This window comes from Actinoplanes sp. NPDC051537 (genome assembly GCF_055586105.1).
In genome coordinates, this window is record NZ_JBVJIU010000004.1 from 584,332 (window position 1) to 606,655 (window position 22,324).

General features: G+C 68.6%; 34 protein-coding genes and 2 pseudogenes. 20 read left to right on the top strand and 16 right to left on the bottom strand.

From position 1 onward, the window contains the following. Nucleotides 1-68: 68 nt before the first annotated feature. On the bottom strand, nt 69-803 hold the full coding sequence (locus ACZ6TB_RS12455) for an SDR family oxidoreductase (protein ID WP_465553579.1): 735 nt from the start codon (nt 801-803) through the stop codon (nt 69-71). Between the two features lie 98 nt (nt 804-901). On the opposite strand from ACZ6TB_RS12455, the gene ACZ6TB_RS12460 reads away from it, so the two are divergent. The 5 genes and pseudogenes from ACZ6TB_RS12460 to ACZ6TB_RS12480 all read left to right on the top strand — a co-directional run bounded on the left by ACZ6TB_RS12460 (nt 902) and on the right by ACZ6TB_RS12480 (nt 7,464). Further along, complete coding sequence (locus ACZ6TB_RS12460; protein WP_465553580.1) at nt 902-3,688, top strand: hypothetical protein; 2,787 nt, start codon at nt 902-904, stop codon at nt 3,686-3,688. Nucleotides 3,689-3,905: 217 nt separating this feature from the next. Continuing rightward, nucleotides 3,906-4,052 (top strand): annotated as a pseudogene (locus ACZ6TB_RS12465) (eCIS core domain-containing protein); the annotation flags it as partial. 808 nt (nt 4,053-4,860) lie between these two features. Continuing rightward, nucleotides 4,861-5,592 carry a hypothetical protein gene (locus tag ACZ6TB_RS12470; RefSeq protein WP_465553666.1) on the top strand — a complete coding sequence of 244 codons (732 nt, stop codon included), beginning with the start codon at nt 4,861-4,863 and terminating at the stop codon, nt 5,590-5,592. A 54-nt stretch (nt 5,593-5,646) separates the two neighbouring features. Continuing rightward, nucleotides 5,647-6,099, top strand: coding sequence for a pyridoxal-phosphate dependent enzyme (locus ACZ6TB_RS12475; RefSeq protein WP_465553582.1), 453 nt, complete (start codon nt 5,647-5,649; stop codon nt 6,097-6,099). Nucleotides 6,100-6,111: 12 nt separating this feature from the next. After that, on the top strand, nt 6,112-7,464 hold the full coding sequence (locus tag ACZ6TB_RS12480) for a recombinase family protein (RefSeq protein WP_465553584.1): 1,353 nt from the start codon (nt 6,112-6,114) through the stop codon (nt 7,462-7,464). A 1-nt stretch (nt 7,465) separates the two neighbouring features. Here ACZ6TB_RS12480 and ACZ6TB_RS12485 read toward each other — a convergent pair whose 3' ends face one another. The 12 genes from ACZ6TB_RS12485 to ACZ6TB_RS12540 all read right to left on the bottom strand — a co-directional run bounded on the left by ACZ6TB_RS12485 (nt 7,466) and on the right by ACZ6TB_RS12540 (nt 13,879). After that, nucleotides 7,466-7,870, bottom strand: coding sequence for a winged helix-turn-helix domain-containing protein (locus tag ACZ6TB_RS12485; RefSeq protein WP_465553586.1), 405 nt, complete (start codon nt 7,868-7,870; stop codon nt 7,466-7,468). 113 nt (nt 7,871-7,983) lie between these two features. Then, entirely contained in the window at nt 7,984-8,643 is a 660-nt protein-coding gene (locus ACZ6TB_RS12490; RefSeq protein ID WP_465553588.1) for a hypothetical protein, read from the bottom strand. 482 nt (nt 8,644-9,125) lie between these two features. Beyond that, complete coding sequence (locus tag ACZ6TB_RS12495) at nt 9,126-9,752, bottom strand: HAD domain-containing protein (protein WP_465553590.1); 627 nt, start codon at nt 9,750-9,752, stop codon at nt 9,126-9,128. Beyond that, the gene (locus ACZ6TB_RS12500; protein ID WP_465553592.1) at nt 9,749-10,012 is read right to left on the bottom strand and encodes a hypothetical protein; all 264 of its coding nucleotides are present in this window, start codon (nt 10,010-10,012) and stop codon (nt 9,749-9,751) included. The genes ACZ6TB_RS12495 and ACZ6TB_RS12500 overlap by 4 nt, the downstream gene beginning before the upstream one ends. Then, entirely contained in the window at nt 10,009-10,287 is a 279-nt protein-coding gene (locus ACZ6TB_RS12505) for a hypothetical protein (protein WP_465553594.1), read from the bottom strand. The genes ACZ6TB_RS12500 and ACZ6TB_RS12505 overlap by 4 nt, the downstream gene beginning before the upstream one ends. Beyond that, nucleotides 10,284-10,481, bottom strand: a complete 198-nt coding sequence (locus ACZ6TB_RS12510; RefSeq protein WP_465553595.1) for a hypothetical protein — start codon at nt 10,479-10,481, stop codon at nt 10,284-10,286. The genes ACZ6TB_RS12505 and ACZ6TB_RS12510 overlap by 4 nt, the downstream gene beginning before the upstream one ends. A gap of 288 nt (nt 10,482-10,769) precedes the next feature. Continuing rightward, a complete protein-coding gene (locus ACZ6TB_RS12515; RefSeq protein ID WP_465553597.1) occupies nt 10,770-10,970 on the bottom strand; it encodes a hypothetical protein in 201 nt (66 codons plus the stop codon). Then, complete coding sequence (locus tag ACZ6TB_RS12520; RefSeq protein ID WP_465553599.1) at nt 10,967-11,212, bottom strand: hypothetical protein; 246 nt, start codon at nt 11,210-11,212, stop codon at nt 10,967-10,969. The genes ACZ6TB_RS12515 and ACZ6TB_RS12520 overlap by 4 nt, the downstream gene beginning before the upstream one ends. Further along, nucleotides 11,209-11,421: a hypothetical protein gene (locus ACZ6TB_RS12525; protein WP_465553601.1), complete on the bottom strand. Its 213-nt coding sequence runs from the start codon at nt 11,419-11,421 to the stop codon at nt 11,209-11,211. Before ACZ6TB_RS12525 ends, ACZ6TB_RS12520 begins: the two co-directional genes overlap by 4 nt. A gap of 336 nt (nt 11,422-11,757) precedes the next feature. Beyond that, nucleotides 11,758-13,269, bottom strand: coding sequence for a YfjI family protein (locus tag ACZ6TB_RS12530; RefSeq protein WP_465553603.1), 1,512 nt, complete (start codon nt 13,267-13,269; stop codon nt 11,758-11,760). Beyond that, nucleotides 13,266-13,577 (bottom strand): hypothetical protein, encoded by a 312-nt coding sequence (locus ACZ6TB_RS12535; protein ID WP_465553605.1) that lies wholly within the window; start codon nt 13,575-13,577, stop codon nt 13,266-13,268. The genes ACZ6TB_RS12530 and ACZ6TB_RS12535 overlap by 4 nt, the downstream gene beginning before the upstream one ends. 80 nt (nt 13,578-13,657) lie before the next feature. Next, the gene (locus ACZ6TB_RS12540) at nt 13,658-13,879 is read right to left on the bottom strand and encodes a hypothetical protein (protein WP_465553607.1); all 222 of its coding nucleotides are present in this window, start codon (nt 13,877-13,879) and stop codon (nt 13,658-13,660) included. A 198-nt stretch (nt 13,880-14,077) separates the two neighbouring features. Here ACZ6TB_RS12540 and ACZ6TB_RS12545 point away from each other — a divergent pair, with 198 nt between their 5' ends. The 15 genes from ACZ6TB_RS12545 to ACZ6TB_RS12615 all read left to right on the top strand — a co-directional run bounded on the left by ACZ6TB_RS12545 (nt 14,078) and on the right by ACZ6TB_RS12615 (nt 20,778). Next, the gene (locus tag ACZ6TB_RS12545) at nt 14,078-14,695 is read left to right on the top strand and encodes a hypothetical protein (protein WP_465553609.1); all 618 of its coding nucleotides are present in this window, start codon (nt 14,078-14,080) and stop codon (nt 14,693-14,695) included. Then, complete coding sequence (locus tag ACZ6TB_RS12550) at nt 14,692-15,072, top strand: hypothetical protein (protein WP_465553610.1); 381 nt, start codon at nt 14,692-14,694, stop codon at nt 15,070-15,072. The genes ACZ6TB_RS12545 and ACZ6TB_RS12550 overlap by 4 nt, the downstream gene beginning before the upstream one ends. Further along, nucleotides 15,069-15,368, top strand: a complete 300-nt coding sequence (locus tag ACZ6TB_RS12555; RefSeq protein WP_465553612.1) for a hypothetical protein — start codon at nt 15,069-15,071, stop codon at nt 15,366-15,368. Before ACZ6TB_RS12550 ends, ACZ6TB_RS12555 begins: the two co-directional genes overlap by 4 nt. Beyond that, nucleotides 15,365-15,535 (top strand): hypothetical protein, encoded by a 171-nt coding sequence (locus tag ACZ6TB_RS12560; RefSeq protein WP_465553614.1) that lies wholly within the window; start codon nt 15,365-15,367, stop codon nt 15,533-15,535. Before ACZ6TB_RS12555 ends, ACZ6TB_RS12560 begins: the two co-directional genes overlap by 4 nt. 80 nt (nt 15,536-15,615) lie before the next feature. After that, entirely contained in the window at nt 15,616-16,086 is a 471-nt protein-coding gene (locus ACZ6TB_RS12565; protein WP_465553616.1) for a hypothetical protein, read from the top strand. Between the two features lie 25 nt (nt 16,087-16,111). Continuing rightward, nucleotides 16,112-16,327 (top strand): hypothetical protein, encoded by a 216-nt coding sequence (locus ACZ6TB_RS12570; RefSeq protein ID WP_465553618.1) that lies wholly within the window; start codon nt 16,112-16,114, stop codon nt 16,325-16,327. Nucleotides 16,328-16,488: 161 nt separating this feature from the next. Further along, nucleotides 16,489-16,725, top strand: coding sequence for a hypothetical protein (locus ACZ6TB_RS12575; RefSeq protein WP_465553620.1), 237 nt, complete (start codon nt 16,489-16,491; stop codon nt 16,723-16,725). Between the two features lie 14 nt (nt 16,726-16,739). Then, entirely contained in the window at nt 16,740-16,979 is a 240-nt protein-coding gene (locus tag ACZ6TB_RS12580) for a hypothetical protein (RefSeq protein WP_465553622.1), read from the top strand. Continuing rightward, nucleotides 16,976-17,161, top strand: a complete 186-nt coding sequence (locus ACZ6TB_RS12585; RefSeq protein ID WP_465553623.1) for a hypothetical protein — start codon at nt 16,976-16,978, stop codon at nt 17,159-17,161. The genes ACZ6TB_RS12580 and ACZ6TB_RS12585 overlap by 4 nt, the downstream gene beginning before the upstream one ends. After that, entirely contained in the window at nt 17,161-17,487 is a 327-nt protein-coding gene (locus tag ACZ6TB_RS12590) for a hypothetical protein (RefSeq protein WP_465553625.1), read from the top strand. The genes ACZ6TB_RS12585 and ACZ6TB_RS12590 overlap by 1 nt, the downstream gene beginning before the upstream one ends. Nucleotides 17,488-17,760: 273 nt before the next feature. Further along, nucleotides 17,761-18,153: a hypothetical protein gene (locus tag ACZ6TB_RS12595; protein ID WP_465553627.1), complete on the top strand. Its 393-nt coding sequence runs from the start codon at nt 17,761-17,763 to the stop codon at nt 18,151-18,153. Continuing rightward, the gene (locus tag ACZ6TB_RS12600; protein ID WP_465553629.1) at nt 18,153-18,491 is read left to right on the top strand and encodes a hypothetical protein; all 339 of its coding nucleotides are present in this window, start codon (nt 18,153-18,155) and stop codon (nt 18,489-18,491) included. The genes ACZ6TB_RS12595 and ACZ6TB_RS12600 overlap by 1 nt, the downstream gene beginning before the upstream one ends. Nucleotides 18,492-18,689: 198 nt before the next feature. Further along, on the top strand, nt 18,690-18,983 hold the full coding sequence (locus ACZ6TB_RS12605; protein ID WP_465553630.1) for a hypothetical protein: 294 nt from the start codon (nt 18,690-18,692) through the stop codon (nt 18,981-18,983). A 193-nt stretch (nt 18,984-19,176) separates the two neighbouring features. Then, nucleotides 19,177-19,647 (top strand): hypothetical protein, encoded by a 471-nt coding sequence (locus ACZ6TB_RS12610; protein ID WP_465553632.1) that lies wholly within the window; start codon nt 19,177-19,179, stop codon nt 19,645-19,647. Between the two features lie 180 nt (nt 19,648-19,827). Further along, a complete protein-coding gene (locus ACZ6TB_RS12615; protein ID WP_465553633.1) occupies nt 19,828-20,778 on the top strand; it encodes a hypothetical protein in 951 nt (316 codons plus the stop codon). Here the strand turns inward: ACZ6TB_RS12615 and ACZ6TB_RS12620 are convergent. From ACZ6TB_RS12620 to ACZ6TB_RS12630, 3 genes and pseudogenes are all read right to left on the bottom strand, one after another. Beyond that, nucleotides 20,738-20,959 (bottom strand): hypothetical protein, encoded by a 222-nt coding sequence (locus ACZ6TB_RS12620; RefSeq protein WP_465553635.1) that lies wholly within the window; start codon nt 20,957-20,959, stop codon nt 20,738-20,740. The genes ACZ6TB_RS12615 and ACZ6TB_RS12620 overlap by 41 nt on opposite strands. A 74-nt stretch (nt 20,960-21,033) precedes the next feature. Beyond that, nucleotides 21,034-21,876: a hypothetical protein gene (locus ACZ6TB_RS12625; protein WP_465553637.1), complete on the bottom strand. Its 843-nt coding sequence runs from the start codon at nt 21,874-21,876 to the stop codon at nt 21,034-21,036. A 195-nt stretch (nt 21,877-22,071) separates the two neighbouring features. Next, a pseudogene (locus tag ACZ6TB_RS12630) lies at nt 22,072-22,324 on the bottom strand (hypothetical protein); the annotation flags it as partial.

A 22,324-nucleotide genomic window follows, 5' to 3' on the forward strand; every position in this document is an offset into this window, starting at 1 on the left:
GGTGGGCGGCGCGGCCCCAATGGGCGACGCGGCCGCCGGATCGGCGACCGCGTCGTGGGGCGGAGTGGTCAGCGGGCGAGCCACTCCTGATAGGTCGTCTTGGCGAGCACGGCGTCGGCGGGGGCGATCAGGACCGAGCCCTTCACGGCGCCGAACATGCCGGCGGTGGGGTCGATGACCACCTTGCGGTTGTCGTTCTTGGCGGCCAGCGCCTGGCGGCCCCACTCGTCGAGGGTCATGACCTCGGGGCCGGCTACGTTGCGGATGCCGTTGAGGGGGGCGCCTACCGCAACGGTGGCCACCGCGGCGGCCACGTCGGCGGAGGCCATCGGCTGCACGGGGGTGGCCGGCAGGCGCACGGTGTCGGCGTCGCCGGTCCAGGAGAGGATCGCGCCCGCAAACTCGAAGAACTGGGTCGCCCGGACGATCGAGTAGGGGACGGGGCCGGCCGACAGGATCTGCTCCTGGAGGACCTTCGCCTGGTAGTAGGCGAGCTCGGGCACCTGGTCGGCGCCGACGATCGACAGGATCACGGCGTGCCCGACGCCCTCGCGCTGCGCCGCGGCCAGCAGATTGTCCATGGTCGTGCGGAAGAACTCGGCCGACGCCTCGTCGAAGGTGGGCGAGTTCGTCAGGTTGAGCACCACGTCGGCGCCCTTGAGGCCGGCGTCCAGGCCCTCGCCGGTGAGCAGGTCGACCCCGTTCGAGGGGGACAGCGCCACCGCCTCGTGCCCCTCCGCCTGAAGGATCTTGACGACCTGCGAGCCGATCAGCCCGGTACCACCCAGCACGGCGAACTTCATGTCTCTCACACCTCTGTCTCGTGGAAGAAGAGCTACGCCAGTTAAGACCGGACAGCGACGCGATCTGTGACTTGCACGCGTTGGATAGACAGAGTCACATGCGTAGATTGCTGGTGGCTGCCCTCGCGCTGTCGTTGACCGTCGTCGGCTGGGGAGGCCAGGCGCAGGCCGCGCCGCCGGGGAGCAACGCCGGATGGTCGGTCGAACAGGGGCGGCTGACCTGGCGTTCCGACTCGCGGATCCCGATGGGCGACGCCGCGGTGGAGTTCTGGTCCGGCGACAAGCTGCTCGGGCGTCCGCGGCCGGCCCCGGACGGCAAGACCTTCACCCTGGACAACGCGACCAGCCTCGACCAGCTCTCGGTCCGAGCCGGCGGCAAGCGAATCGACGGCCTTTCTACCGATAAATCGGGAAAAATCGGGCAAGGAGGTGCGACGAGCAGGGGTGCGGCGCCGAGCACGGCGAGCGGAGGCGCGGCGAGCGGAGGCGCGGCGAGCGGAGGCGCGGCGTCGAAGGCGAGCACAGCAGAGGCGAGCGCGGCGGCAAAGGCGATGGCCTCCGGCACGCTGCCGGCCAACGGCGTCGACCCCGGGCGGAAAGGCCCCTACCGGACCACGAGCGGCGAATACGACCTCGACCCGGTCAAGCTTCCCGACTTCCCGGAGAAGGTGGAGATGCGGGCGGTCGTCGTGGCCCCCACGAACGCGCCCGGCAAGCGGCCCCTTGCGCTCTTTCTTCATGGGCGGCACACCGTCTGCTACCACGGGCAGGACGAGGACGTACCCCAGGAATGGCCCTGCCCGGCCGGCACCGATCCGATTCCGAGCTACCGCGGCTATCTCCAGGCCCAGCAACTGCTGGCCTCCCAGGGATACGTCACGGTCTCGATCTCGGCCAACGGCATCAACGGCCAGGACTGGCAGGCGGACGACGGCGGCGCCCAGGCGCGGTCCTCGCTCGTGCGTCTGCATCTCGCGAAGTGGGCCGATTGGGCCGGCAACCAAAGATCAATTGCTCCGGCGGCCGTACGCGCGGCAAGTCCCGATCTGGGCAAGGTGTTCCTGATGGGCCACTCGCGCGGTGGCGAGGGCGTGAGCCGGGCCGCCATGGACACGCTCACGCCGCCGCCGGCCGCGCAGGACGGGTACCACGGCAAGGTCCGGTGGACGATCCGCGGGCTGCTGCTGATCGGGCCGACGATCTTCGGGCACGACCCGGTGCCGGACGTGCCCTCGGCGACGATCCTCCCGGGCTGCGACGGTGACGTGTTCGACCTGCAGGGTCAGATGTTCGTCGACGCGACCCGCGGCGTCAGCCGGGGCAAGGCGCTGCACAGCGCCCTGTACGTGGTCGGCGCGAACCACAACTTCTTCAACACCGAATGGACCCCGGGCCAGGCGGCGGCGCCGTCCTTCGACGACTTCACGCCGGGGGACGAGCCCGACCCGGTGTGCTCGCCGGGCGCGCCGACCCGGCTGACCGCGGCCCAGGAGCAGACCACCGGCGCGACCTACATCGCGGCCGCCGCCCGCCTTTTCGTCGGCGGCGACGACCGGGTGCGGGCCCTGCTGGACGGGTCGGGCCGGAGCGCTCCCAGCGCGTACCCGGCCAAGGTCCTCAGCGCCGCACTCGGCGCGAACCGCACCGCCCTGCTCAGCCCCGATCCGGGCGTGCGGGTCTCGGGCGGCGCCCGCATCTGCGAGCAGGTCACCGACGTGGCCGCGCGCTCCTGCCTCGACCCCGGGGACTTCAACGCGTGGCTGGTGCATTTCACCACCTTCGGTCCGGTGATTCCGGAGCCCGGCCGGTACGCGGCGGCGCTGAGCTGGACCACGCCCGGCACCCCGATGACGCTGTCGCCGGCCCACCCGGTGTCCGTCGCCGGCGCCCGGGACCTGGCGCTGCGCGTGATCGTGCCGCCCAACTCGACCGGCACCCGCTTCGCCGTGAGCGTCGCCGGCGCCGACGGGAAGCGCCATGACCTCGGCGACGTGCGGCTCGACGGCCTGCCCACGGCGGGGCTGAACGCGGCGTACTGGGGCCAGGAAGTTCGTGTTCCGTTGCGCGGCTTCGCCGGCGCCGTCAGGACCATCGCTCTCACCCCGCGCAGCTCGAGCGGAAAGGCCTGGCTGCTCGACGCCTGGGGCTGGCATCCCGGCACGCCGGACCCGCAGGAGGCGAGCCTGCCGCGCCTCGACCTCGGCGAGATCCAGGCGCCCGAGGGCGACTCCGGCAGCAAGACGTACCAGGTGCCGGTGAAGATCACCGGACGCGGCGGCGGCGTCGTGCGGCTGTTCCTGGTCGACGGCACCACCTACGCGGTCAGGACCTGGCTCGCCACCGTGCGGCCCGGCGCCCGCACCATCGCGGTGCCGGTCGAGGTCAAGGGCGACACTCTCTACGGCGAGGGCGAGGCGACCTACCTGCTGGTGAAGGCGGTCAGCGGCTTCGTGGCCGGTGACTACCTGGGCGGCATCCAGGTCATCGACGACGATCCGCAGCCGGCGGTCACCTGGTCGGCGACATCCGTGCGGGTGGCCGAGGGCGGCGAGCTGACCTGGCCGTTCACCCTGTCCGCCCCGACCGAGACGCCGTACTACGTCGTCGGCGTCCCGGCCGCACCCACCGCCGGCGCCGAGCTGTCCAGCACCGACGTCGACCCCGACTGGTTCTCGTGGTTCTCCTTCGAGGACCCGGAGCCGTCCCGCCCGCTGTCGTCGACGGGGGTCGTGCCGTACGCGACGGTCGACCCCGGCCGGACGACGGGCGAGCTGTCCGTCCCGACCATCACCGACAGCCTGACCGAGCCCGACGAGTCCGTCGTGCTCCACTTCGACGACGACAGCGGCACGACCGTCCTCACCGGCGTGGTGACCGGGGGATAGGCGGGCAGCGACCGCATCGGCGGGGCTCGAGCCGCTGCCGCCGGCCGGCGCGACGTTCATCGGGCTGCAACGCGCGTCCGGGAATGGCGCCTTCGCCCGGCTGCTGCCGGAACCGGACGCCCGGATGGAACGCGAGGCGGACCGCGTCGCCGACGCGGTCACCGGCGCGCCGGGTCCGGAGACCGGCCGGGACCCGCCGACGGCCCTGCGGCGGCGGATGGAGCCGGTGCTCGGGCGTGACCTCGGCGGCGTGCGGATACACGCCGACGGCGTCGCGGCGGACGAGGCCCGGGCGGCCGGCGCCCGGGCGTTCACGGTCGGCGAGGACATTCATTTCGGCGCGGGCGAGTACGTGCCGGGCACGGCCGCCGGGCGGTGGCTGCTGGCGCACGAGCCGGCCCACACCGCTCAGCAGGCCGGCGGCCGGGCGCACGGCGTGCAACGCAAGGAGGTCGCCGACCCGTCCGCGCTGACCGGCCCGCCGGACTGGACGACGGCCGACCGGGAGGGCGGCTCCCCGCGGTGGGAGGCCGCGTGCCTGGCCAACCTGAACGCCGCCGACGCGAGCCAGTACCGCACGATCGCCCAGCGGCGCGACTTCTACGGCTGGTTCTACCGGTACGCGCTGGCACGCGGCTTCGGCACCCGGTGGGCGCTGGCCGCGTACCTGGTCGCCAACGGCGCCCACCAGATCGCCGACATGGACGCCGACCACGACATCGCCAACGACACCCTGCACCTGGCGGGTGTCGAACTGCAGGCCGCGATGCGCGAGGGCAACCAGGTCGTCTTCGACAACGTGCTGCCGAACCTGCACTGCCTCGACGCCTGGCTCAACCCGCACCGGACCGCCCGCCCGGAGTCGGAGACGAGATCCGGGAGCTACCTGTTGCCGGTGATCGCGCGCCTGAGCCCGGCCGAGAAGCAGCAGGTGCTGGCCGACCGCAGTCCGGACGGCTGGGCGTACTCCACCCAGTTCGCCCAGTTCTGGCTGATCAGCGCGGCCGGCGTGGCGCGGGCGCTGCCCACGGAGCCGGCGCGGCAGGCGGCCGTGCGCGCCTTCCTGAAACGGTTTGCCGACGGGATCCTCGCCGGCGACGCCACCGTCACCGTGCTCGGGCGCGCCGGCGAGCACCTGATGCTGGGTGACGCTCACCGCCGGGGGCCGGACCATGTCCGTCCGCCACTACCCGCCCGAGCTGGGCCTCGGGCGGGCGCTGGCATCCCGGCCCGGCGGTGGCCTGGTGATCGCCGGCGAACGCCTGCTGGGTCCCCGCCGCTATCGGGGATGCCTGCTGTACCTCGACGACGACGGGGTGGTCGTGGACAGCGCGACCTTCGGCCCACCCGGCGCGACCGGTTTCCGCGCGGTCACGCTGCTGCCGGACGGCGCCACGATGGCCGGTGGCGCCGCGGGCGGGCGCGGCTGGCTGGTCACCGCCGGCGCCGAGGTGACGCTCGACGACGCCGAGGAGGTCACCGGCCTCGCCGCGCACGGTGCCGGCGTCGCCATGGTCGCCGTTCGCGGGCGGTCGACGACCGCGCTCGGCACCTCGGTCGTGGCCCGGCTCGCCGCCGACGGGACACGCCGCTGGCAGAGCCGGGTTCCGGCCGGCGGCGGGGGCGAGCTGACCGCGGTGACCGTTCGGCCGGGAGGCGCGATCGTCGCGGCCGGCCATTCCGGACCCGCGCCGGAACGGCTGTGGGTGGTCGATGTCGACCCCGAGGGCCGGATCGGCCGGCAGCGTTTCCACGACGGACATTGGCGTGGCCGTGCGGTCACCGCGACGACCGGCGGGGGGCTGGTGGTGGCCGGGACGACCGCCCCGCCGCCGGCCATCCGGGTGCTGCGGCTCGACCGCGAGGGCGAGCCGCAGTGGGAGCGGCGTTTCGGACCTGCCTAGACGAAAGCGGCGCGGCTGTTCTCAGCGGCGTGGTCGCCGGAGGATGATCCGTCCATGACCACGAAGTTTCTTCTGTCGGAAGAGGAAATGCCCCGGCGCTGGTACAACATCGTGCCCGATCTGCCGGAGCCGCCGCCCCCGGTGCTGCACCCGGGCACGCTCCAGCCGGTCGGGCCGGACGATCTCGCGCCGCTGTTTCCGATGGCGCTCATCGCGCAGGAGCTGACGCCCGAGCGCTACGTCGACATTCCCGAGGAGGTGCTCGAGGTCTACAAGCTCTGGCGGCCGTCGCCCCTCTACCGGGCGCGGCGTCTGGAGAAGGCGCTCGGCACCCCGGCGAAGATCTATTACAAGTACGAGGGGGTGTCGCCGGCCGGCTCGCACAAGCCGAACACCGCGGTTCCCCAGGCGTACTACAACGCGGCCGCGGGGGTCCGGCGCCTGACGACCGAGACCGGCGCCGGGCAGTGGGGAACCGCCCTTGCCTTCGCGTGCGCCAACCAATAACATGTCTAGCTTGTGACCAACGTCGTCGCCTACCTGCGCATCTCCAAAGACCCCGAAGGCCGCAAACTCAGCATCGAACGCCAAGAACAAGACTGCCAGCGCCTCGCCGAACACCACGGCTACACCCTCGGCAGAATCTTCGCCGACAACGACATCAGCGCCAGCACCCTGTCGAAAAAGAAGCGCCCCGCGTTCGAAGAGATGATGAGTCTCGGCGAAGCAGGAAAGATCGGCGTCATCCTCGCCTACTCCAACTCGCGGCTCACCCGCCGGCCGCTCGAGCTGGAACGGCTGATCGCGGCACACGACCAGACTGGCGTGCAGTTCCGCACCGTCGTGTCCGGAAGCGACGACCTGGCCACCGCGGACGGCCGCATGGTCGCCCGGATCAAGGCAAGCGTCGACGCCGCCGAAGCGGAGCGCATCGGGGAACGAACCCGCCGGGCAAAACAACAAGCCCGCGACGAAGGCCGCTGGCACGGCGGCTGGCGCGCCTACGGCAGGGAAGCCGACGGCATCACCGTCTGCGAACCGGAAGCCCAGGAGCTGAACAACCTCGCCAGGCGGGTCCTGGGCGGCCAGTCGCTGACCTCCCTGGTCAAGGACTTGAACCAGCGAGGCCTGCGAACCAGCGTCGGTGGCCCCTGGTCGACGCGTACTCTTGCCCGCGTCCTGCTTCGCCCGCACCCGGGCACCGAGAACATGCAGGCCGCCCTCGCCGCCCTACTCGATGATCCGCAAAGGCGTACCACGCCTGGCCCGGCCCGCCGCTGGCTGCTGTCCGGGCTGGTGCGGTGCGGCGTGTGTGAGGGGCCGCTCACCGGGTCGGGGTCCAGCCTCGGCGCCGGTCGTGGCACCTACCCGGCGTACCGCTGCAAAACCGGCAAGCACACCGTGATCAGTGCGGTGACTCTCGACGAGTACATCACGGAACTGGTCGTCGATCGGCTGCGGTTACCTGACGCTGAAGCGCTCTTGCAGCACACGCCGGCCGAGGTGGACCTTGCGGCGTTGTCGGAGGAAGCCAAGGCGCTTCGGGGCCGGCTCGACACCCTGGCTGACGACCTGGGACTGGACGAACACACGCTGGCCCGCCGCTCGCGTCGGATCCGGGAACGGATCGAGGAGATTGACCAGTTGCGGGCGGCGGCGGTGCAACAGTCACCGTTGGAACCGTTCCACGGCCGCGAGCCGGAAGAAGTGTGGGCCGAACTCGACCTGGGCCGACGCCGGGCCGTCGTTGCCGCGCTCATGCCAACTGTCACTGTGGTTGCGGGTACGCGCGGTGTGGTGGCGCGTGAGCACCGGTGGCGGGCGGACTTGCCTGCTTTCGACCCGCGGCGTGTGCTGGTCGAGTGGGTGTGACCTACGGCCAGCGCAGCCGCCACCGGTCCGCCGCGTAGATGGTCGTAGCGCCGCCGGGCAGGGTGACGGCGATGACGGCGACCCCGTCCAGCAGGTCGAGCTCGGCCCGCTCGATGGTCGAGGGCGCGCGCACCACGGCGGTGACGCCGGCGGGCGGGGTCAGGTCGGTCAGGGGTTGCTGCTCACGCACGAAGACACCTCGCCCGCGCCGGTATTCGAGCAGCCCTTCGGCGCGCAGCAGTTTGATGGCCCGGCTGATCGTTTGCCGACCGATGGCGTACTCCTGGACAAGGGTGCGTTCGGAGGGGATGACCTGTCCGGGTCGCAGGGCGCCGTTGCGGATCTGTTGGCGCAGCCGGTCGGCGACCTGTTCGTAGATGGTCGCACCGGGCTGCGGGTTGATCATCCGGGTGAGCGTAGGGAGGACCGTTTGGTGGCCTGGTGCCGCGGTTGTCCGGTGGACGAGTCCACCTCATCGACACAGGACCATACCCTTGATTTTGGGTCGCGGGCGGCAGGTCACGGCTCGTCGGTGTTCGGCGGCACCAATCCGAGATGCGGGCCGCGCCGGTGCGCGCCGCCGCCGTCGGTGCCGGTCTGCTGGCCGCCGAATCCCTCCCGGACGGCCTCGTTGAAGCCTTTCCAGTGCTCCGACAGCATCGCGTCGGGCAGGTGCTCGGCGACCGCCCCGACAGCCTGCTCGATGAGGGCGAGCCGCTTCGGCAGCGACTCGAGGATCCCGCCCAGCGAGTCGGATCGGGCCTGCAGCGACGCGGTCAGCGAGTCGATGCTGGCCTTGTTGCGGGTCGACAGGTCGTGGATTTCGGCGGCCTGCTGGACGAGGCGCCGGCGGATGCCGTCCTGCCCGGCATGCAGGGAGGCGATGCCGTCGGTGACGCGGGCGGTGATCAGTTTGGTGATGCCGGCGTTGATGAGTCCGCCGCCGACGCTGATCAGGGAGATGAGGGCGAGGATGGCGTAGAGGTGGGCGACGTCGTTGCCGAACATCTGTCCGCTGGTGATGACGGCGGCGGCTTGGGCGGCGGCGAAGGAGCACACGCAGACGGCGATGCCGGCGGTGACGAGCCACCAGCCGGTGCGGCGTTGCCGGTCGGTGTTGGGGGAGGGTCGGCTGGTTACGGCGTGGATGTCTTCGGTGCGTTGTCCTGGTCCGTTCACTGCGTATCCCCTCGCGTGAATGCGTGTTCATGAGGGAACCGATCTGGTTGCCGTGCAGGTTACGGCCCTTTTTCCTCACTTTGGTTGATCTTTGTGGGGGAAGTGCGTTGCTGTCCGTGCCTTTTCCCTGGTGAGATCGTTTGTCCGGTCCTGATTACGGATGGGGCAGGTATTTGCTGGTCAGCATGGATGTAGCCGTTCGGCGGAAGAGCCGTTGACCATGTGGCCGGATTCTGTATCCGGCCGTTAACGTTGGGTGAACGTACGGGAACGGACCCGCAGCTCAGGTCCTACATGATGTAGTTGCCGGCGGCGGTCAGCGGCAACCCCATCGCGGCCGGGCGACCGTCCTCGTCCATCTGCTGCCTGAGCCAGGTGACGAACTGGTCGATGTCGGTCACGCGTTCACCAGCCATTCGACACCGGCCCAGAACCCGTGAACGATGTCGTCGACGGCCCGGCCGATCCACGCACCCATCTCGTCATGCTCCCATCTCGGCAGCCAACGCCTGGCTGTTCGGGTCTGCCATTTGCTCGGCGGCGAACGCTTCGATCGCCGCGAAATGCTCCGGCTGCAGGCCGAGCTCGGAAACCGGCTCGACTAGCAGTGCCCGCCCTTCCCGCTCCGCCCGGGCAACCTCCGGGAACAGCCGCCGGCCCGCGGTGGCTTCCTCGTCGTCGACCCAGATCAGCCGGCGTCCTTGTTCGAGGACGGCCAACGCTGCCTCGACTTTCATGTCGCCCCACGTCTTCGACATCGGCCGGTCACCGAACGCAGGCGGGAACGGCAGGTCGAGAAGGTTGCCGAGCTGGTCGAGGGCGGCGGGGATGCCGCACCAGGTGGTGCACCAGCGGACCTCCACTACGCCGGTGGCGTGCAGGTTACGGAGCCGGTCGACGGCCTGCGGCTCGTAGTAGACGGGCATGCCGACCTTCAACCGCTCAGGTGGCCGGCCCCAGCCGCAGCGGCGCGGATGGCCGTTCAGAACGCCGTCGATGTCCAACATCAAGATAGGAACCGAGCTGCTCATCAGGGTAGATGCTTCCGGTGCTTGGAGTTCCGTAGCCGCAGCGAACAGTTGCTCCCGGGTCGGGTTGGCGGCCGTCACGGAATGTCCTTGAGCAGGGCCGCGTCGAGGAGTTCGTCGGGGCTCGGCGCGGTCTCCCGGTGGGTGTGGTCGCCGGCCGGCCAGTGCGGAACCTGCCGCACGGTGCCCTCGAACGAGCGGACCTCGATCACGTCGGTGGGTTCGATGCCGCACCACCAGCAGGCCAGCGTGCCGGTCATGGTGTCTCCGTTCGTGATGGCCCAGTCTTCGAGCAGGTCGGACAGTTCCAGGAACGACAGCAGCTGCCTATGAAGCGTCACGGGGTGACGTCCTGGAAGCCGTGCACCGACATCAGGTGTTCGATGGCCTCGTTCGGGGCATCGATCGACGACGCCACTGTCTCCGGGTCGTCGCCGGTCGGCATCCGGTACCAAACGAATTTGAACTTCATGGGTAGGCCGATGTCGCTGCAGCACTCGAAGCTGTCGCCCTCCCGGGGCAGCGACGGCCACGGGCACTGTCCGACCCACGCCAGGAACAGGCTGGTCTTGTCGTCGAGGGCGAACAACGCGTCCAAGCGAATCACTGGGGTCATCGGCCCGAACCTTGCGCGGCGATCCGGCCGACACCTTCGAACACGGCCTGGACCTGGCCGGGGCTGAGCCTGGCCAGGTCGGTGGTGGTGAGGCGCATGTCGACGGCGACGGCAGCGACCGGCCTCGGCTGTTGGTCACGGTCTGTTTGCAGGGCGCGCCGAACCTGCTCGGCGCTGGTGCGCTTGCGGGTCATGCCATGTTCCTTCCAGTTAGGCGTCGGGGTCTGTCGTCATGCAGTAATGGCATGGCGCTGACCGGTAGCAGGTGCACGTCGGTTCCCAAAGGTCTGGGTCGCCGTACTCGTCCCCGGGCTGCACCGGCAGAGCCTTCACGGGTTTCGGCAGGTGTTTGGTGGCGGCACATTGCGCCCGCCGGCGCGCGTTACGGGCGTCCTTCTGCGCTTGGCGTCCTTCGCGGCGCTGCTCAGCAATGATCCGGCCGAGTTCGGCTGCGGCTCCGAACATGCGCTCCGCTGGCGAGCTCATCCCGCCTCCCCGACTTGGCCGGGCCGGCGCACGCCGTCGGGCCACGGGACGAGGCTGCGGCGTTGTGGCTGGTCGGCGAAGCAGCGGATGTGGTCGGTCAGGTCGAGCATTTGCGGTTCGTCCACATGATGGGCGGCGGCCTGCGCGTCGATCTCGTCGGCCGCCCAGTTCAGGATCGCGGCAAGCTCGTCGGTCATCGCTGAGCCTGCTCGTTCAGCTCGTGCATCGCCTGGTCGAGTTCGGCGAGCAGGTGAACAATGCTGCCCGCCTCCAGAGCAAGCTCGCGGACCTGCTCGCGGAGGTAGACACCAGGATGCTTACCGTCGACCAGGACGACCTTACGGCCGGCGGACACGTCGGTCTGGGCTTGGTAGGCGAGGGCCGCTCCGAACAGCACTCGTAGCTCCAGGACGCGCTGGTGGCGTTGGTCGGGGGTCACCGGTACTCGACCTCCCCGTCGTCGCCCCAGTGGGCACCGTTGCCGTCCGTGTGCAGTTCGGTGTGTGGGTCGTGCTCGTGGTGCAGCGCGCAACGGATCTCGTAGTACTCGGTGCCGTGCGGGCTGTCCACGACGGCGGTTGCACCGCAACGCTCGTCGGGGTACGCGCCCAGGTCGGTGAGCAGGTAGCCGCTGATCGGCTCGGTCATGTCGTGCTCCGTTCGTTGAAGGTCAAAGGCGCATCGAGGGCGGGTGTGGGGCTTTCTTCGTACTTTGCTGAGGGCTTTTTTCGTAGCCCCGACCTGCAAACTTCGTTCTTTCGTTTAGTTCGTAGGAGGGAGTCCGGTGGTGTCCGGAAGGATTTCCTATATAGAAAACAAACTAACTATTAGAAAATTGGACATCGTTTAGGAGAGGGTCCCGGTCCGTCCCGACCGTACGAATTAAACGAACGAAACGAACTAAGCCCCTCCGAAGACCGTTTCCGCAGGTCACGGCAGTGACGGCAGCTACGAACTAAGCCGGGTGCCGCTACGAAATAACCCCTACGCGGCACGACCCACCGCCCCCGACACCCGGCGGACCACCGTCTTCGGCCGCCCCTCCGTCTTGATCGACGCGAACTCGTACTCGCCCGTCTCCACCAGCTCACCGATCCACGCCGACAGCTGATCGGCGTGGACGTTGCGCCGGAACACCTCCGCATTGATCTCAGTCCGGGATGCCATGTGCAGCTCCCGCCCGTCGATGAACTCCTTGATCCGGCCGGCGCCCTCGGACAAGCCCACCACCTTCCCTACGTGCAGAAAATGTTCGAGCGCCCAGTCGCCGAGCCCGATCGCCGACCGCATCGTCTGCTCGGCCAGCCGGTCATCCGTCGTCAGGTTCGCCCCGAGGTGCAGGTGCGCGGCAAGGCGCAACACCCGGCCGCAATGCTTCGACGCCCAGCCCCGCACCTTCGCCAGATCACCGCCGCGGGAGGCGTCCATGCGCGGCTCGAACGCCTCCTGGAAGTCGTAGTGCAGCTTCCACGCCTCACGGGTCAAGTCGATGACCGTCGGCGTCTCGTCCGGCGTCCCGGTCAGGGCGTCGTAGCGCGAGAGGCCGTCGAGCAGGTCCGCCCACCACGCCTTCAGATGGGCGTCCTGTCGGGACGGTGCGTCGTCGATAAACGTGGACGGCCGACCCTGCCGCTTGCCCAGCAGGTCGCCAGGCATCGACACCAGGAACCGGTTGATGAGTCCGGTGTCCTCCATCATCGTGTTGCGCAGCATGTCCGCGACCAAGCGCGGCTGCGGCGAGATGGTGATGGACAGCGCGGCCCGCTCGAGCTCGCCGGTGTCGCGGGTTGCGCGGGACGGAAAGTAGGGAAGGCAGTCGTACGCCTTCAGCAGCACGGCAAGATTGGCGGTCTTGCCGGAGTATTGGCCGCCGAGGTTCCGCAGCAGGGTGCCTTCGTCGTCGATGACGGAGCCTCCGCCGCCGTTGCCGGCCATCCGGTCGGTCAGAGCCTCCGGCGTGGTGTCCCCGTCGAGGGCCAGGACCGGGGGTCTGGGAGGCTTCGCTGCGAGGGTCTCGGCTTCCTTCTGCAACTGCTTGGCCCGCTCCTTCAGGCCGGTTTTCTCATCCAGCGGTGTGGCGATGTTGTTGGCGCGGGTCAGGCAGCGTTCGATCTCGTCGTCGAACTCCTGCTGATAGCCGGCCAGCGTCCGCGCGTGCCGCTCCTGGACGGCTTGGCTGGCCTTCCAAAGCCCCTTACGCAGTTCGGTGACCGCGGGGCTTTTCGCAGCGCCGGAGTCCATGCCGGTCAGCACGTACAGGTTGGTGGGTTCGATCCAGTCCCGGTCGCGGCGAATGACGATGCGTGGGCCGGTGATGCCGGACATGATGCCGAGCATGGTCAGGGCGGTCAGGTCGACGGGCACCTGTTTGCGTTCGGCGAGATCGACCGCGTACTCCCGCATCATGTCGGGAAGCAGGTCGACGGGGAAACGACGCGCGTACCCGTGTCCGGCAGTAAGCGGGGTGGCTCCGGTTCCGCGGGCGGGGTTGCTCACGCAGCCACCTGCTGGTCTCCGGCCCGGCCGCGGTAGTCGCCGGGGCGGGGGAGTCGTGCGGCGGCGTCGGCTTTCTGGCGTTCGAGTGCTTGGTCGAACCATTTGCCCATCGTGAACACCTTCGGCGGCGGGTAGGCGGCGTTCTCCTCGTCAACGCGTGCTTCGTAGCCCCATCGGTAGGACTCAGCCATCAGCCAGGCGAGCTGGGCGCGGTCGAATGACGTGCTGTCGCGAAGTGCGGCAACGACACGATCAAGATCGCCGGTCGAACCGATGTTCGGGCAGGGTCCACCCGTAAAGTCGTCCATGGGCTCGGCTACCTCCGAGTCAAGGGCCGGGAACAACAGGGGCGCCAACCCCTGCCCGGCCCGTTTCGCTAGTGGGGGCCTTACAGGTGCCCGCGCCGCTTCTCTTCGGCGAAGATGATCTGGCGGATGCGCTCACGTGTCAGTCCGGTTGCTCTGACGAGTTCGGTCTGCCAGCCGCGACGATGCCCGTGCTTCTCGCGGTAGGCGTAGATGCCGGCGTACAGGCGCGGCCGAAGCTCGTTCAGCTTCGCCTCGGTTCGCGTGTAGTCCCTGGCGAGCTTTTCGAGTTCCGGATCTTCCATAGGCGGACTCTCCCACGTGGGCGGGGGGAGAGCCAAGGATGTTGGCCAAGTCATGTGTTGAGCCTACTCGACGCCAAGGGCTTATGCCAAGCCACTTGACATTGCCAAGCTGCTTTGCCAAGCTGGTTGCAGCAAGTTGAACGACGGCTTCGCGGTGTTGGCGCACCAACGAGCCCCGATCGGGAGGTAGCCCGAACCATGCAGCAGCTCATGCCCGGCGACACCTGCTACCGCGACTTCGGCCCCCTGTACATCCGCATTGACCGCCACCACGAGGGGATTGCCATCACCGTCTCCCGCCATCCCACCCTTGACCGCCAGTTCACCGACCTGGCCGAGGCCCGCACCTACCTCGCCTTCCTGCGCGACAGCGGCCGGGCGGGCATGCCGGTGTGGCAGATCGAGCAGCAGGCCGGCGCCCTCACTTCCGCTGCGGCGGTGTTCGACCAGGCGGAGCAGGCCCTGATCGACTCGATCAACAAGACGCTCGACACCGTGCAGCCGGAGAGCGTGGACGTATCCGACATCGAGGTCACCGGCCGCGGCTGGCATGAGATGCGCAACGCCGCCCGGGACTACACGAAGACCCGGGTCGCCGCCCAGCAGCCCACCCCGGCCGAACTCGACCGGATCCGCCAGCACCAGCACGGGGTCGTCACCACCGCGCCGGGCCAGTCGTGGCTGGTGCTGCGGGCCATCGTCCGCCGCGGCTACGGCCAGCCCATCTATCGCGGGAACACGCGCATCATCGACCGGGTACGGCTCAACGCCCGCGGGCTCGAGCTCGCCGACGGCGGGAAGCAGGTGGCGGCATGAGCGATGGTCAGCGGCTCGCGGCGACACTACGTGAGGTCTTCAGGGTCGGAACCCGGACCCGCCGATACGGCAAGGTCTTCGGCCAGCGCACCGACCTGCACGACGCCATGGTGGAAGCAATCGAGAATGCGGTTCAGCTCCCCGGCTACTACGGGCCCGCGACGACGGAGGTTCTTCGATCCGCGTGGGGGGCGGCCCTCTCGTACCGCAAGCACGTTGGCGGCTACCGCGTCGACGGGATGCTCGCGAAGCACATCAACGGCTTGTCCGCCTACCAGTTCGCCGCGCTTATGGGGCGCATGGTCGATGCAGGGGTCAGCAACACCGGAGAGGGCGAACAGTTCTTCAGCGATTTGGCCCGGGAGATGGCGGCGTGAGCAACAGCATCCTCGACGAGCGGGGCGATGTGGTCCTGTACAACGCCGCCGACGGCTCCCGCTGGATCTTCCGCGACGACGTCTGCCACGGGTTGATCCTTCACACCTCATCGCTGTGGAAGCAGGGCGAGAACTGGCCGGCGGTTCGCCTTCACGTGGAGGGCCGCGACCATGTGGCCCGCTGGGAGAATTCCAAGACGGTCGCGTTCCGGCACGACACCTACTACGGGCTGATCGCGAAGGTGGCGCGGAAACTGCTGGTGCCGTCCGCCTGCTGCCGGGGTGACGTGCTGTGACCACCGATCTGCCCACGGACATGACCACGGAGGCTGTCCTGGAATTGTATGCCCAGTTCTCCGAGGCCGCCGAAGACGGCGCGTCGAGCAACGACATCACCCAACTGTTGGACGACTGGTTCGTCGAGCAGGGCTTCCCGACCGTCCTGTACCGCCAACGCCCATAGTCCGGGCCGCCGGCGTTTGCCGACGTACGGCGGCCCACCCAAACCGAGCACACTGACCAGACACGAGAAGGGCAGCAGCCATGAGCAGCTCGCGATACGCCGAGCGGACCGAGGTCAGCAGCGACCGCAGCCGCTCCGAAATCGAGAAGACCCTCCGCCGCTACGGCGCCACCGCCTTTGCCTACGGATGGGACCACCAAGCCGCCACCATCATGTTCGAGATCGCCTCCCGGCGGATCCTGTTCCGGCTACCGATGCCCGACCCGCAGGCGCGTGAGTTCACGCGCACCCCGACCGGAAAGGACCGGTCTACCGCGGCCGCCGAAGCCGCGTACGAGCAGGTGGTGCGGCAACGCTGGCGTGCCCTCGCCCTGGTAATCAAGGCGAAGCTTGAGGCAGTCGCGGCCGGTATCACCACCGTGGAGCAGGAGTTCGGCATGTTCATCGTCATGCCCGACGGGCGCACCGTCGGACAGCATGCGTTGCCGGCTATCGCCGCCGCCTACGAGTCCGGCCAGATGCCGCAGCTCCTACCCGGCGCCGATCACTGACCAGACCAGACGAAGGAGACCCCGAATGCCCCCGACCCGAGCCGAGCACGACTTCGCGCAGCGGCACCCGCATGCGGGTGACGACCCGGTAGCCCGGCTACGCCACACCCTCGACCTGTACGACAACCAGCCCGACGACGCGTTCGTGGTCATCGCCACCACCGGCATGTACGGCGACGGCGAGAAGACCGGCCTCACCTGGGGTGACCTGCGGGCGCTCGCCGACCGGCTGGGGGCGTGATGGACACCTACGTCGATGAAGACAAGGTTGAGCGCTGCGACAACTGTGACGAGACCGTCGACGAGTGCGCGTGCGCCTGTGTGGAGTGCGGTGACCCGGTCGCCGAGTGCGCCTGGGATGAGGGTCCCGCCTACCCGGCCGTGTCGAACTAAGGAGAATCCATGACCACCATCAACACCGAGCAGATCCTCACCGACGGCGCCGTGCTCTCCCGGGGTCCGCTGACCCTCGACCTGGAACCCGACGGCGACCTCGAGCTGTTCACCTGCTCGAACCGGGGCGGATTCAGCTCGAAACGGCAGGCGTTCGCCAGCAGGGCCGAACGCAACGAGGCACTCCTGGAGGCCGTCCGGCAGCGGGTGGCTGAGGGCTGGACGCTGGCAGGGGAGGAAGCCTGATGCGAAGGACGTGCGTGACGTGCGGAAAGGCGACCATCGTCGCCCGCGAGATCGACGGAAATCCGAGGGTCATTGACGAGCAGCCTGTGGAGGATGGTCCGCTGGTCGCGTGGGGTGACATGCGCGATGAGCCCACCATCTTCTGGGGTGTTGACCCGAACGGCGAAACCCTGCCTTACGGGCGCGACGGGATCGTGGTGACGCCTGACGCATACCGGTATCGGTTGCACACATGCGAGAAGGAGACGCGATGACCGGCACCAAGGCCGCGGACCTGCCGCAGGGCAGCGTGGTAGCTACGGACGACATCGCCTATCTGCGGGCGCTCGACGGCGTCGGCGCGGTGTGGCGGTCGACGCAGGGTTCGCGGCTGCACGACGAGCAGATCGACCAACTGCTCGCCGCCGGCGCCGAGGTGCTGCGGGAGGGCTGCTGATGACCATGACTAGCGCCGAGCACCAGCAGATGCTCCGCTTCCGCGACACGCTTCTGGCCGTCCTGTCCGCAGCGGGCAAGGAACGGCACCGCTGGCCGCAGTGGATCCCCACCCGCTACGGCACCGAGCCCGCGTGGATGGGCAAAGAGCGCGACTTGCTGCGGGTGATGGTGAATGACAAGCGGGCACAGCTTGACGCCGACACCCCGGTCAGCGAGGACGAGGTGTACGCGGTCGAGCAGTCCGCCACCGGCCATATCGACTATGCGGAGAAGTTCGCGTTGCGGCTGGCGTTCCTCGCATACGGGCAGGACTGGCGGCCGTAATGGACCCGGCGGAGGCATGGGCAGACGGCTACATTTCCGCGTGGCGCGAAGCGCCAGCTTGGTGCGCCGGCCGCGCCGCGGCGCTCGAAAACCCGCATGCTCGGGTCGCGATGTGGGAGGCGTATCTGGAACTGACCAGGCAGGGAGATCTTGCTCGCGTTGAGCTCAAACAGACGTGACACAACGCACATTATCGACCTGCTAGACGGAACACGGATTTCCGTGTACCGTGTTGGCATGATGATGAATGACGGACATGAGAGTGGAGGCGAAATGACCGTGACCGCCACGCGGAAGCCCAGCCCACCGCAGCTCGCACTCCTGCTGGAAGTCATGAACTGGGGCATGATCGCCGCCCCCGCGCGCCGGATCTTCGGCCCGCACGGCGTCAAGGTCACCGGCGCCACCATCGCCGCCGTACGCCGGCACGGCTGGCTGCGCCCGGTCGACGTCAACGAGCGCCGGTACTGGACTGTCACCCGAGCCGGCTACGCCGCCGCGCACGCGGCTGACCCGGTCGGCGTCGAGGTGTTCGCCCGGCGCGGGGCCGACCGGCTTGCGATCGCGACCGCCCAGCCCGGCCGACTCGATCACATCCACGCACTCGCCCTTGCCGAGAAGGACCACCAGCACGACCTGACACGCGCTTCGGGACAGGCCGCCTGATGCCGGCCCCGAAGCGCGCCAACACCGGCCCCGCTACTTTGGCCGCCGCAGAGGCGGCCCGGCTCCGCAAGTTGGAGGCGGCTGCCGCCCAACTTCGCGGTGCCGGCCGCCACAACGTCGACCCGCCCGCCCCGACCCGGCACTACCACCGCGACGGCTTCCGTTGCTGGACGCCGACGCTGTGCGCCGCGCTGGAAGCTGCCGACAGGCTCCGCGAGTTCGCCGCCGAACGCGGCGACGCCGAGCTGCTGGCGCTGGTGGAGCGAGTTGCCGAATCCCTGCCGGCTTGCCCCCACGACGGCGGTCCACACGGATCGCTACACGAGATCAAGGAGTGACCGATGGCGGGCGCTTACTGACCACTGAGGGTTTGGAAGCTCTGATCTGGCACAGGCCCGGGCTGCGGGCGTCACTTTACATAATCGAACGTTATCGCTCTTCGGCTGGCTTTTCGGCTGACCCGGTTCGTGGCCACCCGGCATTCGCGGCCCGTTCAGCCCACAGTCGATGCATTCTGTCGTGGCTAGCGTCGAATCATGGACTTGATCGACGAAACGCTACGCCGCACCACCCAAGCCGTCGCCCGCTACGACGTCCCCGAACGGTTGATCGGTATCGCCGCGGGCACCCTGTCCAGCCTGCCCGACCCGCACCGGCACGCAGTCAGCGCGGAAGCGTTGGGCGATGCGCTGCTGTATGTGGCGGACATGCACGCCGGCCCCCACGACGACGGGTGCCCGACGTGCACCGGAATCCGGAACGGGCTGGCGTTGGCGCTCGGGATCGTGCGGGCTGAGGTGGATGTCGAGCTCGAGCGGAAGCTTCGATAGGCCTGCCCTGCCCAGGGTGCGCCGCACATTCAAGATCTGTTGTGAATGCGATAATGACGCGGAAATAGAGCGACCCCAGCCGGAGCGGCAAACTCCGATCGCTGGGGTCTTGAACGCCTGTGCAGGAGGCGCTGATGCTCCATCCCATTGTTGCATGCCCGCCGACCAGCCGCTGTAACCGCGACGGTGTGGCTTGATCGAGGTCCGGAAGTACACGATCTCCCGGTTCGACTGGGAACGCACCATCCGCCGCATCGTCATGCCGAGCGACCTCAAGTCGACCAAGCTTGTGGCGCTGATGCTGTCCACCTACGCCGACGCGGACGGGTCCAGCATCTACCCAGGCACTGAACGCCTCGCTGATGTCTGCCAGCTCGGCCGCAGCACCGTGCACAACAGCCTGCGGTGGCTGCGGAACTCGCTACTGCTGCACCGCCACGAACACGGCGGCAACAAGGGCGGCCGGAAGCTCGCTGATGTGTACCAGCTGTGCCGGCCAGGCGACTGGGAGGAGCGGTTCGTGTTGCTCGCCGAGAACGGCCGCGACGACGACATGTCGATTCCGCGACCGCGTCGGCCGAACAACCCGAATCCGCTGGGTACGCGCAGGTTCGACATCGACACGGATCGACAGGCTATGTGCCAACGGTTGGACAGTCGCTAGACCGAACCTCCAACGGTTGGACACCCGAAACGCCAACGGCTGGACCCTCGACTGTCCAACCGTTGGATACCACCAACACAGAGAACCACCTCATATATATCAATCAACTCCCGCGCTCACTTCGTTCGCTTGGGCGACGCTGACGCGTCGCCGCGCATTTGAAGATCGGAGACACGAGTTTTGCTCGACATGGAAAGCCGCCGCGTCATCTACCTCGAAAAGCTCGCCGAGTACCAGAGTCGCAACGACGGCAACGCCCCGTACCTGTCGGACCTCTTCGAAGATCTGCCAGAAGATGACTTCGCGCGGTGGTCCAGTGTCGCCAGCAGCCTGGAGGACGACAATCTGGTTACGGTCCATCGGGGTTTGGATCCTGCTAGCACGAGCGGTGACCTGACCGACGCCGGCAGGGCGTACCTCGAGGACGCCGTCGCGAGGCGGAACAACCCCGCACTCAGGAAATCTGCCGCGGCGAACAGCCTGCTCCGCTGGATGCATGACCAAGACCCGTATGGAACCAACTACCAAAGGATCGATCAAGCAGCCGAAGCGATCACCTTCATGGGCGCTCTGTTCCCAGACGAACAGCTCATGGCTGCCGCCGACCGCTTGGCGCAGTTCGGCTTGGTCGTGACTGGCGTAACGATCCCGGAAATGAACGGTCTCCCACTGATCGCCAAGCTCACCGACGCCGGCCAGGAACTCATCGAGTCCGGTAGGACCGTGGAGGACTTCATGAACGACCGCCGCCAGAAGCCGAGTCACACCTTCAACTTCGGCAGCAACAGCGGGAACGTGTCCGTAGACGGCTCCAACTATTCGCAGACGTCAACGACGAACACCGGCTCGACCGCTGAGGAGATCGGCGTTCTGCTCGGCGGTCTGCTCGAGGCGCTGCCGTTGTTGGGCCTGTCCGCGGAGCAGCAGCAGACGGTTCGGCGTGACGTTGAGGCGGTACAGAACGAGGTGGCGCGGACCAACCCGGACAAGGGGTTCGTCAAGCGCCGACTGACGGAAGCTTTCGACACTGTTCTGGGCGTGGGTAACTCGATGCTGGGGATGGCGCTGCGTGGGTACGCGATGTACGTGCTCACGAAGTGGCATGTGCCGTTGGAGCCGCCGAGTCAGTGACGTCGATCAGGTCGGCCATGTCGATGCCGTGGTCGGCGAGGATCCGCTGCACGGAGGCGATGGGTAGCGGGCTGATCGTGTCGCCGCCGGCGTGGATGCGGTAGTAGTGCCGGTTGCCTTCCTGGACGACTTCAACGCGCACCGTCCTGTCGGCGGTCTCGTACGCTCCCCGGATCCTCACCAGATCGACTGTAATCGCAGGTCAGGGCTTCGTTCACTAGTCGTTTGAATACCCACGGTGTAGTTCTAGAACGGTCAGTGCCAGGGCCGTTTCCGTTCGATCCGCGGCACCCGGTGCATCAGGTCCGCCCACAGGTCCGGCTTCTGCGCCTCCGCTGGCACTGAGACCGGCGGCAGGTGCAGGTCGGTGTCCGGTGGCAGGTCGGGGAACACCAGCGTCGGCACGCCCAGGCTCAGCGACGCCGTCCTCGGCCGGGCCGCGCGGCCGCGCCCGGTGGCGGTCACTTCGAGGTGCTGCTGGCGGAGCCGCCCGGAGCCGTGGCCGAGGCCTTCCCACTGCCGGGAGGTGGCCTCGAGCACGAGGTCCGAGCTGGGCCATGGGGTGGTGGGGACGAGGATGCAGCCGCGCTGCCTCGCCCGGGCCTGCAGCGAGCGGACAGTACTGTCGGCCACCTGGCCGGGGACGGTGACCGCCACCATGTCGACGCCGTCCATCAGCGCGGCGACGACGGCCGGCCAGTCCGGGCCCGGGCTGGGGACGAGGGCGAGCCGGTCGAGAACGACGCCGAGCTCGGACGCGGCCAACGCCCCGAACCAGGATTGCCCGACGACCGCAGCCCAGCCTTCTCCGGTGGCGGCGGCGAGCAGCGTCATCAGCAGACTGGTGGAGCCGATGTTGGCGATGGTGGCGCCGCGGCGGAGCCCGCCGGGCCAGGGGAGCAGCTGGTGCAGGGCTTGGGGGACGGGCAGCAGTTTCCGCGCGTCGGGTTGGAGTTCGACGTCGTCGGCGGGCCGGACTGTTTCGGCCAGGGCGGTTGTGTTGGCCCGGGTGAGCCCTTCGGCGTTGATCGTGTCGAGGAGTTGGCGGGCCTGGTCGGGGCTGGTGATGGCCCCGGCCCATGGGCGGCGTTCGGCCACGGTCTCCTCCTCACACGTGCTGGCCGTGAGGGGAAGGCCACGGCGGTGCCCGGCCGGCGTTCTTCGCGGGAAGTCGGTCGAACGGGTGTTCTAAGTTGGGACTGTATCAGCAGGCCAGGGGGTAGGCACAACAAAGCCCCGGCCAGACGGCGCGGGGCTCCTGTTCGGTTCAGATAGGTCGGCGCCGGCGAACCACTACGCCGCCGGCATCCAGCCCGGCGCCGGATCCTCGTCCGGCTCCCGACCCACCGACGCGCCCGTCGACGACGCCCGCAGCAGCACCTTCGACCCGTCGGCGCAGGTGACACCCAGCCCGTACGGAAGGCCGGGCTCCGCCTCCACCCCCAGGTCGGGGAACGTCAGCAGCTGCCACGCCACGATGTCGGCCGGCCGGGCATGCTCGAGGAGTCGGGCAACCAGGATCGCCAGGCGCGGGCCGCGGCGGTTC